This is a genomic window from Pseudomonas sp. GL-B-26 (genome assembly GCF_019947405.1).
Taxonomy (GTDB): Bacteria; Pseudomonadota; Gammaproteobacteria; order Pseudomonadales; family Pseudomonadaceae; genus Aquipseudomonas.
Window position 1 is genome coordinate 51,361 of the sequence record NZ_JAGYGJ010000038.1, and the last position, 14,108, is coordinate 65,468.

The 14,108-nt window shown below is 58.5% G+C and carries 13 protein-coding genes; 3 read left to right on the forward strand and 10 right to left on the reverse strand.

Going from position 1 to position 14,108, the window contains the following annotated elements; all coding sequences use genetic code 11:
• Positions 1 to 27: 27 nt before the first annotated feature.
• From KGB23_RS22130 to KGB23_RS22165, 8 genes are all read right to left on the reverse strand, one after another.
• Complete coding sequence (locus KGB23_RS22130) at positions 28 to 789, reverse strand: secretin N-terminal domain-containing protein (protein ID WP_223432590.1); 762 nt, start codon at positions 787 to 789, stop codon at positions 28 to 30.
• A 216-nt stretch (positions 790 to 1,005) separates the two neighbouring features.
• Positions 1,006 to 1,431, reverse strand: coding sequence for a GNAT family N-acetyltransferase (locus KGB23_RS22135; protein ID WP_017339601.1), 426 nt, complete (start codon positions 1,429 to 1,431; stop codon positions 1,006 to 1,008).
• Positions 1,424 to 2,593: a cupin domain-containing protein gene (locus KGB23_RS22140; RefSeq protein ID WP_223432591.1), complete on the reverse strand. Its 1,170-nt coding sequence runs from the start codon at positions 2,591 to 2,593 to the stop codon at positions 1,424 to 1,426. The genes KGB23_RS22135 and KGB23_RS22140 overlap by 8 nt, the downstream gene beginning before the upstream one ends.
• Before the next feature lie 86 nt (positions 2,594 to 2,679).
• Positions 2,680 to 4,050 (reverse strand): adenylosuccinate lyase, encoded by a 1,371-nt coding sequence (purB, locus tag KGB23_RS22145; protein ID WP_027925117.1) that lies wholly within the window; start codon positions 4,048 to 4,050, stop codon positions 2,680 to 2,682.
• A gap of 126 nt (positions 4,051 to 4,176) precedes the next feature.
• Positions 4,177 to 4,800: a high frequency lysogenization protein HflD gene (gene hflD / locus KGB23_RS22150; protein ID WP_033057057.1), complete on the reverse strand. Its 624-nt coding sequence runs from the start codon at positions 4,798 to 4,800 to the stop codon at positions 4,177 to 4,179.
• Positions 4,797 to 5,942, reverse strand: a complete 1,146-nt coding sequence (gene mnmA / locus KGB23_RS22155; RefSeq protein WP_223432592.1) for a tRNA 2-thiouridine(34) synthase MnmA — start codon at positions 5,940 to 5,942, stop codon at positions 4,797 to 4,799. The genes hflD and mnmA overlap by 4 nt, the downstream gene beginning before the upstream one ends.
• A 59-nt stretch (positions 5,943 to 6,001) precedes the next feature.
• Entirely contained in the window at positions 6,002 to 6,448 is a 447-nt protein-coding gene (locus tag KGB23_RS22160) for an NUDIX hydrolase (protein ID WP_223432593.1), read from the reverse strand.
• A 211-nt stretch (positions 6,449 to 6,659) separates the two neighbouring features.
• Positions 6,660 to 8,885 carry an NADP-dependent isocitrate dehydrogenase gene (locus tag KGB23_RS22165; protein ID WP_223432594.1) on the reverse strand — a complete coding sequence of 742 codons (2,226 nt, stop codon included), beginning with the start codon at positions 8,883 to 8,885 and terminating at the stop codon, positions 6,660 to 6,662.
• A 496-nt stretch (positions 8,886 to 9,381) separates the two neighbouring features.
• On the opposite strand from KGB23_RS22165, the gene icd reads away from it, so the two are divergent.
• A complete protein-coding gene (gene icd / locus KGB23_RS22170; RefSeq protein ID WP_223432595.1) occupies positions 9,382 to 10,638 on the forward strand; it encodes an NADP-dependent isocitrate dehydrogenase in 1,257 nt (418 codons plus the stop codon).
• A 62-nt stretch (positions 10,639 to 10,700) separates the two neighbouring features.
• Here the strand turns inward: icd and KGB23_RS22175 are convergent, their stop codons facing one another.
• Positions 10,701 to 10,982: a cold shock domain-containing protein gene (locus KGB23_RS22175; RefSeq protein ID WP_150656278.1), complete on the reverse strand. Its 282-nt coding sequence runs from the start codon at positions 10,980 to 10,982 to the stop codon at positions 10,701 to 10,703.
• 225 nt (positions 10,983 to 11,207) lie between these two features.
• Here KGB23_RS22175 and clpS point away from each other — a divergent pair, with 225 nt between their 5' ends.
• Together clpS and clpA are read left to right on the forward strand one after the other, a co-directional pair.
• Positions 11,208 to 11,570 carry an ATP-dependent Clp protease adapter ClpS gene (gene clpS, locus KGB23_RS22180; RefSeq protein ID WP_027925124.1) on the forward strand — a complete coding sequence of 121 codons (363 nt, stop codon included), beginning with the start codon at positions 11,208 to 11,210 and terminating at the stop codon, positions 11,568 to 11,570.
• 30 nt (positions 11,571 to 11,600) lie between these two features.
• Positions 11,601 to 13,871 (forward strand): ATP-dependent Clp protease ATP-binding subunit ClpA, encoded by a 2,271-nt coding sequence (gene clpA, locus KGB23_RS22185; protein ID WP_095129000.1) that lies wholly within the window; start codon positions 11,601 to 11,603, stop codon positions 13,869 to 13,871.
• Here clpA and KGB23_RS22190 read toward each other — a convergent pair.
• On the reverse strand, positions 13,808 to 14,108 hold a 301-nt coding region (locus KGB23_RS22190; RefSeq protein WP_223432596.1), incomplete at its 5' end, for a hypothetical protein. The two genes, clpA and KGB23_RS22190, sit on opposite strands and share 64 nt — an antisense overlap.

Genomic DNA, 14,108 nt, shown 5'->3' on the forward strand with positions numbered 1-14,108 from the left:
ACGACTAATCAGTCAGTTTTCGGTGGTTTAGTCCAAAGTATCGACTTTCACCCGCAGCGTCATGTCATCGCGGCCCTGAGTCGAGTAGCTGCGGGTCTGGCCCTGTTTGTCGGCCTGAGTCTGGCGGTTCACGCCGGCCAGGGTGATCCATTCACCCAGTCGTCCCGTGACAGTTGTGTCGGTACTTTGCACATTCACTACATCGGGACGTTCCTGGCTCATGCGGTCACGATTGGTGCTGATCGCCAGGTGAACGATGTCGCCGGTGACGCTGGCGGTGACATAGAAACCCTGGGTGACGTTGCGGTATTCGGTCTGGCTGCGCAGGTCGCCGTAAGAATCGGTCTGAGAGCTGGTGAGCGGGACGCTCTGGCCGACCTGGATCAGTGCCGGCGCCCCTTCGCTGGCCTGGATCTGCTGAATCCCGCCGTCACGGCTGTCGGTGCTGCGATTGATGATGCGGGTCTGACTCGGTTTCGCGCCGTTTACCGAGTAGCCCTGATCGCCCTGGAAGTTGTTTTCGTTGGTGTCGACAGTGATCAGCAGGCGTTTGGCGGCCACATCGAGTTGCGTAATCAAGGCTTTAAGTTCGTCGATCTTGCGCTGATCGGCATTGACGATCAGTTGGTTGCCGTAGGCGCTGACCTGGCCGTCCTTGCCGATGAAATCCTGGGCCATCGGCAGCATGTCGGCACTGGTGCGGTAGTTCAGTGGCACGATCTCGGTGGCGGCCATGACCGAAAAACTGCAGGTCAGCAGCAGCGTGGTGAGCAGGGTGCGTAGGGACATATCCGTTATCTCCGACATCTTGAAGTGTTGATATTGCCAGTTTGTCGGCCCGGCGTGGGGCAAGTTGAATCGTAGACAGCAAAACGCCCCGGCATCCGAAGATGGCGGGGCGTTTTGTGGTGTTCTTTCGGGCCTCTTCGCGAGCAAGCCCGCTCCCACAGGGAAATGCATTCCAATTGTGGGAGCGGGCTTGCTCGCGAAGGGTGCGACTCGGTATTAAGCCGAATGCCGCACCATGTCCACATGCGGAATGCCTGCTTCCAGGAATTCCTCGCTGACCAGGCTGAAGCCCAGGCGCTCATAGAACGCCGTGGCCTGTACCTGTGCGCTCAACATCTGCTGCTTGAGCCCGCGCTTCTCGGCTTCACCGATCACCGCTTGCATCAGCGCATCGCCGACTTTCAATCCGCGCCAGTCTTTCAACACCGATACCCGGCCGACGTGGCCATCGGGCAGCAGGCGGGCGGTGCCAATCGGAAAGTCGCCTTCGAAGGCCAGAAAATGCACCGCCGTCGCGTCATCAGCATCCCATTCCAGCTCAGGCGGAACGGATTGCTCGGCGATGAACACCGTCTCACGAATGCGCCGGATCTCGGCGTTGTCCTTTTGCCAGTCTGCGACACGTACGTGAATTTTATTCATCAGCAAACCCCAGGCTTCCCTGTTTGACCAGCTCGCACAGCAAGCCGCGGCCGTCTTCGTCGTTCAGCCAGTCACCGAGGTTATCGGTGTGCAGGGCGTCGGCAGCGCAGATCAATTTCAGCAGCTCGCGCAGTTTGCCCGGCAGGTAACGGCTCTGGCCGCTGGCGAACAGCAGCAGGTCGTCATCGACTTCGGACCAGGCCATGCGCGCGCTCGGGTTGCGGATCAGCACAGCGCCTTGTTCCAGGCTGGCGAGAAAGTCTTCTTCTTCGACTTCTTCCGGGCCGACGACCAGTTCCGGGTAGCGCGGCTCAGTCATGTACTGGCCGAACCAGGTCAGCAGCAGGCGTTCGTCGCTCATGTGCTCAGCCAGCAAAGCTTTCAGGCGATCAAGGGCGTCGTGCTGAATCTGGTGTGGATCGACCGCCGGCAGGGCGTCAGCATCGGTGTAGCGCTCTTCATCGGTCAGGAACTGGCTGAGGAAGTCGGTGAAGTGAGTCAGCACTTCAGAGGCGCTCGGGGCGCGGAAGCCGACCGAGTAGGTCATGCAGTCATCCACCGCAACGCCGCAATGGGCCAGGCGCGGCGGCAGGTAGAGCATGTCGCCCGGCTCCAGAACCCACTCATCGGTGGCTTCGAAGTCGGCGAGGATGCGCAGGTCCGCATGTGGCAGCAGCTTGCTCTCGGAGTCGCACATCTGGCCGATCTTCCAGTTGCGCTTGCCGTGACCTTGCAGCAGGAACACATCGTAGTTATCGAAATGCGGACCGACGCTGCCACCCGGGGCGGCGAAGCTGATCATCACGTCGTCGACGCGCCAGCTCGGCAGGAAGCGAAAGTTTTCCAGCAACTCGCTGACTTCTGGCACGAATTGGTCGACCGCTTGCACCAGCAGGGTCCATTCGGTTTCCGGCAGCTTGCTGAATTCGTCTTCGGCAAACGGGCCGCGACGCATTTCCCAAGGACGCTCGCCGTGTTCGATCACCAGGCGCGATTCAACTTCTTCTTCCAGCGCCAGGCCGGCCAGTTCGTCGGCGTCGATCGGGCTTTCGAATTCAGGAATCGCCTGACGGATCAGCAGGGGTTTTTTCTGCCAGTAGTCGCGCAGGAATTCGCGCGCCGTGATGCCGCCCAGAAGTTGAAGAGGAATATCAGGATTCATGTGTAACCTATTGAAAAAATGCACTTTTCAGACGGGAATAAAAACGCCCGGCGCTGCCGGGCGTCTCAAAAGGGTCAAGCGGTCGATCAGATGCGTTTGGCTTGCTCTACAGCGTTACCGATGTAGTTCGCCGGGGTGAGCAGTTTCAGCTCGGCCTTGGCGGCGGCTGGCATGTCCAGACCGTCGATGAAAGTTTGCAGTGCTTCCGGGCTGATGCCCTTGCCACGGGTCAACTCTTTCAGTTTTTCGTACGGGTTTTCAATGTTGTAGCGACGCATCACGGTCTGGATTGGCTCGGCCAATACTTCCCAGCATGCGTCCAGGTCGGCAGCAATCTTCTGGGCGTTGAGCTCCAGTTTGCTGATGCCTTTGAGGCTGGCTTCGTACGCGATCACGCTGTGGGCGAAGCCGACACCGAGGTTGCGCAATACGGTGGAGTCGGTCAGGTCGCGCTGCCAGCGGGAGATCGGCAACTTGCTCGCCAGGTGCTGGAACAATGCGTTGGCGATGCCCAAGTTGCCTTCGGAGTTTTCGAAGTCGATCGGGTTGACCTTGTGCGGCATGGTCGACGAACCGATTTCGCCAGCGATGGTGCGCTGTTTGAAATAACCCAGGGAGATGTAGCCCCAGATGTCGCGGTCGAAGTCGATCAGGATGGTGTTGAAGCGCGCGATCGCGTCGAACAGTTCGGCGATGTAGTCGTGCGGTTCGATCTGCGTGGTGTACGGGTTGAAACCCAGGCCCAGCTCGTCTTCGATGAAGGCGCGGGCGTTCTCTTCCCAATCGATCTCAGGGTAGGCCGACAGGTGAGCGTTGTAGTTGCCGACAGCGCCGTTGATCTTGCCCAGCAACGGAACGGCCGCGACTTGAGCGATTTGACGCTCCAGACGGTAAACCACGTTCGCCAGTTCTTTGCCCAGGGTGGTCGGCGAGGCCGGTTGACCGTGGGTGCGCGACAGCATTGGCACGTCAGCGAAACGGATGGCCAGTTCGCGGATGGCTTCAGCGGTTTGGCGCATCAGCGGCAGCATCACGTCATCACGGCCTTCGCGCAGCATCAGGGCGTGGGACAGGTTGTTGATGTCCTCGCTGGTGCAGGCAAAGTGGATGAATTCGCTGACAGCAGCCAGTTCCGGCAGCTTGGCCGCTTGCTCTTTGAGCAGGTATTCGATGGCTTTGACGTCGTGGTTGGTGGTGCGCTCGATCTCTTTGACACGCTCGGCGTGCTCCAGAGCGAAGTTTTCCGCCAGGGTGTTCAGCACCGCGTTGGCTTCGGCGGAGAACGCCGGCACTTCGCTGATGCCTGGGTGAGCGGCCAGGCGCTGGAGCCAGCGCACTTCAACCAGAACGCGAGCACGGATCAGGCCGTATTCGCTGAAAATCGGGCGCAGGGCCTGGGTTTTGCCGGCGTAGCGGCCGTCAACAGGGGAAACCGCAGTGAGCGAAGAAAGCTGCATGGGGTGTTCTCGGACAGTCGGGCAACGAAATGGGGCGCGTATCATACATGAAAAAATCCGCCGGTCCGTTGCCAACTGACCAGCGTCTTACGCGTTACAAATTACACAAGGTCTTGCGGGTGCGGTTCAGCTGCTGCGCATCAGCGGGTAAAGCTCTTTTAGCAGCTTGCGACGGCTGATCACCAGCTGCCAGCGATGACCGCCCAACTGCCGCCACAGGCGTGCCGAACGAATTCCGGCCAGCAACAGGGCGCGGATCTTCGAAGCGTTGCTCGGTTGTTGCAGGTTACGCATGTCGCCATGCACCTGAATTCGCTGGCGCAGGGTGCTCAGGGTGTCCTGGTACAGCGCACCGCAGGCGGCAATCACGTTTTCGTGCGCCGGACCGAAGTGCTCGACCTGGGACTGAATCTGCGGCAGACGCTTGCCGATTACGTCCAGCATGTCGTTGCGCTTGGCCAGCTGGCGCTCCAGACCAAGCATCGCCAGCGCATAGCGCAGCGGTTCGCGCTGAAGGGTGCTTGGGTCGCGTTCCAGGGCGCCGATCAATGCGCGGTAACCTTCGCGCAGATTGATGTCGTCGCCGCCGTAGACTTCCAGGGTGTCCTTTGGGTCGCGAATCAGCAGGCTGCCGAGCATGCACGTCAGGCCGGCTTCGGCGGTCTGGCCGGTCTTGGCGATCTTGTCGACCAGCACGGCGGCGAGGAACACGCCGCCCAGTGCCGTCAGTTGCTCCTGAGTCGGGCTCATTGCTGCTCGCCTTGAGCCGTGCCTTTGCTGGTCCACGGCTCCGCGACTTCGATCACGCCGCCGCCGAGGCAGATTTCACCGTCGTAGAACACCACGGACTGGCCCGGGGTGACCGCGCGTTGCGGGTCATCGAAGGTCGCGCGGTAGCCAGTGGTGGTTTTTTCCAGCGTGCATGGCTGGTCGCCTTGGCGATAGCGGACTTTAGCGGTCAGCCGGCGTGGTTCGCTCAGGTCGACCGGGTTGACCCAATAGATGTCTGAAGCGAGCAGGGCGCGGGAGAACAGATACGGGTGGTCATTGCCCTGGCCAACGATCAATTCGTTGTGTTTCAGGTCTTTGATCAGCACGTACCACGGCTCGTCACTAGCGTCTTTCAAGCCGCCGATGCCCAGGCCCTGACGCTGGCCGATGGTGTGATACATCAAACCGTGGTGACGGCCGATGACTTCACCTTCGGTGGTCTTGATCTCGCCGGGTTGAGCCGGCAGGTATTGCTTGAGGAAGTCGCTGAAGCGGCGTTCGCCGATAAAGCAGATCCCGGTGGAATCCTTTTTCTTCGCGGTGGCGAGTTCGTGTTTCTCGGCAATCGCGCGGACTTCGGGTTTTTCCAGCTCGCCGACCGGGAACAGGGTCTTGGCGATCTGTTCGCCGCCGACGGCGTGCAGGAAGTAGCTCTGGTCCTTGTTCGGGTCCAGGCCCTTGAGCAGCTCGGTTCGACCATCGATGTCGCGGCGACGCACGTAGTGACCGGTGGCGATCAGGTCGGCGCCGAGCATCATGGCGTAGTCGAGGAACGCCTTGAACTTGATCTCGCGGTTGCACAGGATGTCCGGGTTCGGCGTGCGGCCGGCCTTGTATTCGGCCAGGAAGTGCTCGAACACGTTGTCCCAGTACTCGGCGGCGAAGTTGGCGGTGTGCAGTTTGATACCAATCTTGTCGCACACGGCCTGAGCGTCCGCCAGGTCATCCATGGCGGTGCAGTATTCCGTTCCATCGTCTTCTTCCCAGTTCTTCATGAACAGGCCTTCCACCTCATAACCCTGCTCGATCAGCAGGAGAGCGGAAACGGAAGAGTCCACGCCGCCGGACATGCCGACAATGACGCGCTTCTTTTGTGTGTCAGAAGGGGCTGGATCACGCATAGGGATTCAATGAGTGTCTTGAAAAAGGACGCGATTCTAACAGGCCGAAGCCCGCAAGGCTAAAGAGAAGGGCGGATCAGTTCGAGGCCGAAGAGTTTGCCGTCCAGATAATCATCGATACAGCGGATGATCAGCTCACTGCGCCAGTTTGCGCGCTGTGCCAGCAGTTCGTCACGCGTCAGCCATTTTGCGCCAACGATGCCGTCGTCCAGTTGATAGTCGGGGTGATGCTTGAGCGGTTTTGCGGTGAAGCAGACTCGCTGATAAGTCACGCCGTTGCTAGGGGCGGTGTAGAGGTAAATGCCCACCACGCCAGTCGGCTCGACATCCCAGCCGGTTTCCTCGAGGGTTTCACGCACGGCGGCTTCGATCAGGGTTTCGTTCGGGTCCAGATGACCGGCGGGTTGGTTGAGCACCGTTCGTCCGCCCTTGGATTCTTCGACCATCAGGAAACGGCCGTTGTCTTCGACGATGGTGGCGACGGTGATGTGGGGTTTCCAGTCCATAGGACTTCCTCGATTTCAGGTGTTGCGAAATTTTAATGTGGGAGCGGCGGTGCGACGATTCGACTTGCTCGCGAATGCGGTGGGTCAGTCAATAGAGATGTTGAATGATAAACCGCATTCGCGAGCAAGCCCGCTCCCACATTGGATCTGTGGTGAGTCCGGAAACAGAAACCCCGGCACGGGGCCGGGGCTTCTTTGCATCCTTACAACCTTAAACCAGCGCAGCGATCGCGGCGTTGAAGGTGTTGCTTGGGCGCATGGCCTTGCTGATCAGCTCGGCATTGGCGTGGTAGTAACCGCCGATGTCTACTGGCTTGCCCTGAACGGCGTTGAGCTCGGCAACGATGGTTGCTTCGTTCTCGGTCAGGGTCTTGGCCAGTTCGCCGAACTGCGCTTGCAGTGCAGTGTCTTCGGTCTGGGCAGCCAGGGCTTGAGCCCAGTAAAGCGCCAGGTAGAAGTGGCTGCCGCGGTTGTCGATGTTGCCGACTTTACGCGATGGCGATTTGTTGTTGTCCAGGAACTGGCCAGTAGCCTGATCCAGGGTCTTGGCCAGCACCAGCGCTTTAGGGTTGTTGTAGGTAACACCCAGGTGCTCAAGGGAAGCGGCCAGGGCCAGGAACTCGCCCAGGGAATCCCAGCGCAGGAAGTTCTCTTCCAGCAGCTGCTGAACGTGCTTCGGTGCCGAACCGCCAGCGCCGGTTTCGAACAGACCGCCGCCGTTCATCAGCGGAACGATCGACAGCATCTTGGCGCTGGTGCCCAGTTCCATGATCGGGAACAGGTCGGTCAGGTAGTCGCGCAGTACGTTGCCGGTCACCGAGATGGTGTCCTTGCCTTCGCGAGTGCGGCCCAGGGTGAAGGCCATCGCGTCGACTGGCGACATGATGCGGATGTCCAGGCCGGAAGTGTCGTGATCCTTCAGGTAAGCCTGAACTTTCTCGATCACTACACCGTCGTGGGCGCGCATTGGGTCCAGCCAGAAAATCGCTGGAGTGGCGCTTGCGCGAGCACGGTTGACGGCCAGTTTGACCCAGTCCTGGATCGGTGCGTCTTTGGTCTGGCACATGCGGAAGATGTCGCCGGCTTCTACCGACTGCTCCAGCAGGGTGCGACCGGCGCCATCGGAAACCCGAACCACGCCGTTGGCCTTGATCTGGAAGGTCTTGTCGTGCGAGCCGTACTCTTCGGCTTTCTTCGCCATCAGGCCAACGTTTGGCACGCTGCCCATGGTGGTTGGATCAAAAGCGCCGTGCAGCTTGCAGTCTTCGATCACCGCCTGGTAGATGGTGGCGTAGCAGCGATCCGGGATCACAGCCTTGGTGTCGTGCAGCTGACCGTCAGTGCCCCACATTTTGCCGGAGTCACGGATCATCGCCGGCATCGAGGCGTCGACGATAACGTCGCTCGGCACGTGCAGGTTGGTGATGCCTTTGTCGGAGTTGACCATGGCCAACGACGGACGAACGGCGTAGACCGCCTGGATGTCCGCTTCGATCTGCGCTTGCTGCTCAGCCGGCAAAGCCTTGATGCGAGCGTACAGGTCGCCGATGCCGTTGTTCAGGTTGAAGCCGATCTGCGCCAGCACGTCAGCGTGCTTGGCCAGTGCGTCTTTATAGAACTCGGCAACGATCTGGCCGAACATGATCGGGTCGGAGACCTTCATCATGGTGGCTTTCAAGTGAACCGACAGCAGCACGCCTTTGGCTTTAGCGTCTTCGATCTCGGCAGCAATGAAGCTGCGCAGAGCGTTTTTGCTCAGAACGGCGCAATCGAGGATCTCACCGGCTTGCACGGTGGTTTTTTCTTTCAGGACGGTGGTGGTGCCGTCTTGAGCGATCAGTTCGATTTTGACGGCGTCAGCGGCGTCGATCAGGGCAGCTTTTTCGCTACCGTAGAAATCGCCGGTGCTCATGTGCGCGACGTGGGACTTGGAGTCCGCAGCCCAGGCGCCCATTTTGTGCGGGTGCTTGCGTGCGTAGTTCTTGACCGACAGCGGTGCACGACGATCGGAGTTGCCTTCGCGCAGAACCGGGTTTACGGCGCTGCCCTTGATCTTGTCGTAACGCGATTTGGCGAGCTTGTCGGCGTCGCTGGTCACGGTTTCCGGGTAGTCAGGCAGTGCGAAGCCATGGGCTTGCAGTTCCTTGATCGCGGCTTGCAGTTGCGGAACCGAGGCGCTGATGTTCGGCAACTTGATGATGTTGGCTTCGGGCGTAACGGCCAGGTCGCCCAGTTCGGCGAGGTGGTCGGCTACGGCTTTGTCACCCAGTTGCTCGGGGAAGCTGGCCAGGATGCGCCCTGCAAGAGAGATATCGCGGGTTTCCACGGCGATATCAGCGGAGGCGGTGAAGGCCTCTACGATAGGCAACAGTGAATAGGTGGCGAGGGCGGGAGCTTCGTCGGTGAAGGTATAGATGATCTTCGAGCGGGTGGGCATATTCGGATTAACTCTCTCTTCTTTGCTAAAGCGTGCGCAGAAAACCTCGAGGGGCGCCGGGTAAGCGCGTTCGTTCAAAGTCATCCATGAGCCGAATGTCGAGATTTCTTCGCGGTGATGTTGGGTGCATCAGTCGAGCGTCAAGCGGGTGGGCTGCGGTAACAACCCGGCTTTTTCAGGCCCCAAGCCTCGTAATAGAGAGGTCGGCCATCGTGACTCTGTGGTCAGCGGGCGGCATTATACATAGGTAGCTGGCAATCTGCCGATGGTTCATATGCAACGATTGTCGTCCATTGGTCTAAAGGTCGCAGGGGCGAGCGGGGCGTAGAGTCTTGCACCGTGCTTGAGTTTGGCGCTTTTCCCTTTGCTTTCAGGCTTGTACGTCGCGAACTGTGCAGCTTTGCGGCAGATGGATGGAACATAGGGTTTGCGTGCCGATTTAACTGGGGTACGCTCGAACGAAGCCAGATGTTCAATCCAAACAATGGAGTTCAGCATGGGATACAAGAAGATTCAGGTTCCAGCAGTCGGCGACAAAATCACCGTCAACGCGGACCATTCTCTCAATGTTCCTAACAACCCGATCATCCCCTTCATCGAAGGTGATGGTATTGGCGTTGATATCAGCCCGGTCATGATCAAGGTTGTCGATGCTGCTGTTAAGAAGGCTTACGGCGGCGAGCGCAAAATTTCCTGGATGGAAGTCTACGCCGGGGAGAAAGCGACTCAGGTTTACGATCAGGACACCTGGCTACCCCAGGAAACCCTGGACGCAGTTAAAGATTACGTGGTTTCCATCAAGGGCCCTCTGACCACCCCGGTCGGTGGCGGCATCCGTTCCCTGAACGTGGCCCTGCGTCAGCAACTCGACCTTTATGTCTGCCTGCGCCCTGTGCGTTGGTTCGAAGGTGTGCCTAGCCCGGTCAAGAAGCCAGGCGACGTCGACATGACGATCTTCCGTGAGAACTCGGAAGACATCTACGCCGGTATCGAGTGGAAAGCCGGTTCGCCGGAAGCGGCCAAGGTCATCAAGTTCCTCAAAGATGAAATGGGCGTCACCAAGATCCGTTTCGACGAAAACTGCGGTATCGGCATCAAGCCGGTTTCGCTGCAAGGCACCAAGCGTCTGGCGCGAAAAGCGCTGCAGTATGTGGTCGACAACGACCGTGACTCGCTGACTATCGTGCACAAAGGCAACATCATGAAGTTCACCGAAGGTGCCTTCAAGGAATGGGCCTACGAAGTGGCGGCTGAAGAGTTCGGCGCGACCCTGCTCGATGGCGGTCCGTGGATGCAGTTCAAAAACCCGAAAACCGGCAAGAACGTTATCGTCAAAGACGCCATCGCCGACGCCATGCTCCAGCAGATCCTGCTGCGCCCGGCCGAATACGATGTGATCGCGACCCTGAACCTGAACGGCGACTACCTCTCCGACGCCCTGGCGGCAGAAGTGGGCGGTATCGGTATCGCACCGGGTGCCAACCTGTCTGACACCATTGCGATGTTCGAAGCGACCCACGGTACTGCGCCGAAGTACGCTGGCAAGGACCAGGTCAACCCCGGCTCCCTGATCCTGTCCGCAGAGATGATGCTGCGCCACATGGGCTGGACCGAAGCTGCCGATCTGATCATCAAGGGCACCAACGGCGCAATTTCCGCCAAGACCGTGACCTATGACTTCGAACGTCTGATGGAAGGCGCGAAACTGCTGTCTTCGTCCGCGTTTGGTGATGCGCTGATTTCGCACATGTAAGCGAATAGGCATTAAAAAAACCGCCTTCGGGCGGTTTTTTTATGACTGGATGACGGGTTGCGTCAGCTCGACACCGTTTCTTGCTGGGTGGCAGGTGCGGTCTGCTCGTTCTCGGTCGTGGCGGGCGTAATCTTCACTGCATGCAACCCTTTGGGTCCCTGGACGATTTCGAAATTTACAGCTTGCCCGGCCTTGAGAGTCTTGTACCCGCCCATATCAATGGCCGAATAGTGGGCAAAGAAATCGATTTCCTTGCCATCCTCGTCACGGCCTTCTCTGGCATCGGTGTTAATGAAACCGAACCCCTTGGCATTGTTGAACCATTTCACCTTACCGACTGACATACCCATATCCCTCTGCAACAGACTCCATCACTGGAGTATCATCCAGTTCATCCGCAGTCATTTCCTGGAAATAAGATTGACTCCGCGGACCTTTTTTACCCACTGTGGGCTCTATTGGTTGTAACACCGATTTCCCGATAGTCAAGGTGACCGGGCAGTCGGAGTTGAAATCGTCCATAGCCGCCCCCACCACTGTATTTGCACAACTGACGAACCTTTCTTTCCATGCATGCAATCAGCCAGATTCGACTAACATTCAATCAGGATCACCCTGATTCACACGACGACGATTCCGCAGGCATTGCTGTTCAGGAGGCAAAGCCTGCTTTACAGGCGCCGCCGATGTACAAGGTGGTTTTGTTCAATGATGACTACACACCGATGGATTTCGTCGTCGAAGTGCTCGAGGTGTTTTTTAACCTGAATCGCGAGCTGGCGACCAAGGTCATGCTGGCCGTCCACACAGAAGGACGGGCAGTATGTGGAGTGTTTACCCGCGACATCGCCGAGACTAAGGCCATGCAGGTCAACCAGTACGCCAGGGAAAGCCAGCATCCGCTACTCTGTGAAATCGAGAAGGACGGTTAATCGCCGACCACTTGGGTATGAGGTGAAGCTATGTTAAACCGCGAGCTCGAAGTCACCCTCAATCTTGCCTTCAAGGAGGCACGTTCGAAGCGTCATGAGTTCATGACCGTCGAACACCTCCTGCTGGCCCTATTGGACAATGAGGCTGCCGCCACCGTTTTGCGTGCCTGCGGCGCAAACCTCGACAAACTCAAGCACGATCTGCAGGAGTTCATCGACTCCACCACGCCATTGATCCCCGTTCATGACGAGGATCGTGAGACTCAGCCAACCCTGGGCTTCCAGCGTGTACTGCAACGTGCTGTCTTTCACGTACAGAGCTCGGGCAAACGCGAAGTGACTGGCGCCAACGTACTGGTCGCGATCTTCAGTGAGCAAGAGAGTCAGGCAGTGTTCCTGCTGAAACAGCAGAGCGTTGCGCGCATCGATGTCGTCAACTACATCGCACACGGCATTTCCAAAGTGCCGGGGCATGGCGATCACTCTGAAGGTGAGCAAGATATGCAGGACGACGAGGGCGGTGAGTCTTCTTCTTCAGGCAATCCTCTGGATGCTTATGCCAGCAACCTCAACGAACTCGCGCGCCAGGGTCGTATCGATCCATTGGTAGGCCGTGAGCTGGAAGTCGAGCGCGTTGCGCAGATCCTGGCGCGTCGGCGCAAAAACAATCCGTTGCTGGTGGGTGAGGCGGGCGTGGGTAAAACCGCGATTGCCGAAGGCCTGGCCAAACGCATTGTCGACAACCAGGTGCCGGACCTGCTGGCCAACAGCGTGGTGTATTCCCTCGATCTGGGGGCCTTGCTGGCAGGGACCAAGTACCGCGGCGATTTCGAGAAGCGCTTCAAAGCGTTGCTCAATGAGCTGAAAAAACGTCCGCAGGCGATCCTGTTCATCGACGAAATCCACACCATCATTGGTGCGGGTGCCGCGTCCGGTGGCGTCATGGACGCCTCGAACCTGCTCAAGCCGCTGCTGTCGTCGGGTGATATCCGTTGCATCGGTTCGACCACGTTCCAGGAATTCCGCGGGATCTTCGAGAAGGACCGTGCTTTGGCCCGGCGCTTCCAGAAGGTCGATGTGTCGGAACCTTCGGTGGAAGACACCATTGGCATCCTGCGCGGCCTGAAAGGTCGTTTCGAAGCGCATCACAACATCGAATACAGCGATGAAGCGTTGCGTGCGGCAGCCGAACTGGCCTCGCGCTACATCAATGACCGGCACATGCCGGACAAAGCCATCGACGTCATCGACGAGGCGGGCGCCTATCAACGTCTGCAGCCAATCGAGAAGCGCGTGAAACGCATCGAAGTGCCTCAAGTCGAGGACATCGTCGCGAAAATCGCGCGGATTCCGCCTAAGCACGTCACCAGTTCCGACAAAGAGCTGCTGCGTAACCTTGAGCGTGACCTGAAGCTGACGGTGTTTGGTCAGGATGCCGCGATCGACTCACTGTCGACTGCGATCAAACTGTCCCGTGCCGGCCTCAAGTCGCCTGACAAGCCAGTCGGTTCGTTCCTGTTCGCAGGGCCTACCGGTGTCGGTAAAACCGAAGCGGCGCGTCAGCTGGCCAAAGCGTTGGGCATCGAACTGGTTCGCTTCGACATGTCCGAGTACATGGAGCGCCACACCGTATCGCGTTTGATCGGTGCACCTCCAGGCTATGTCGGGTTCGACCAGGGCGGTCTGCTGACCGAAGCCATCACCAAGCAGCCTCACTGCGTGCTGCTGCTCGATGAGATCGAGAAGGCGCATCCGGAAGTCTTCAACCTGCTGTTGCAGGTCATGGATCACGGTACGCTGACCGATAACAACGGGCGCAAGGCGGACTTCCGTAACGTGATCGTCATCATGACGACCAACGCCGGTGCCGAAACGGCAGCTCGCGCTTCGATCGGTTTCACCCATCAGGACCACTCGTCCGATGCGATGGAAGTGATCAAGAAGAGCTTCACGCCAGAGTTCCGCAACCGTCTGGACACCATTATCCAGTTTGGTCGCCTCAGCCATGAGGTCATCAAAAGCGTGGTGGACAAGTTCCTTACCGAGCTTCAGGCGCAGCTGGAAGACAAGCGGGTGCAGCTGGAAGTGACAGATGCGGCGCGCAGCTGGCTGGCAGCGGGTGGCTACGATACGGCAATGGGCGCTCGACCAATGGCGCGTTTGATTCAGGACAAGATCAAGCGTCCGCTGGCGGAAGAGATCCTGTTTGGCGAACTGGCCGACCATGGTGGTGTGGTTCACATCGATCTCAAGGACGGCGAGCTGACCTTCGACTTCGAGACCACGGCTGAAATGGCCTGACGGCTGTTGCTGTAAAGCAAAAGGCGCCTTCGGGCGCCTTTTTTGTTGTCTATGAGATTGGGTGTATATCCGTTGCTGCGGTAACGGCTGCTTAGGGTTTCGCCCTTACGGCCAGCCCTTTCAAGGTCTTTGATAAAATCCCCCAAAACTCCAGTCAGGGTGACGAAAGCGATGTGGGCAGAAGTTCTAGCGCGGTTTGAGAAAAAAACACCGGCCAGTGTCATGACAAGAGTGATA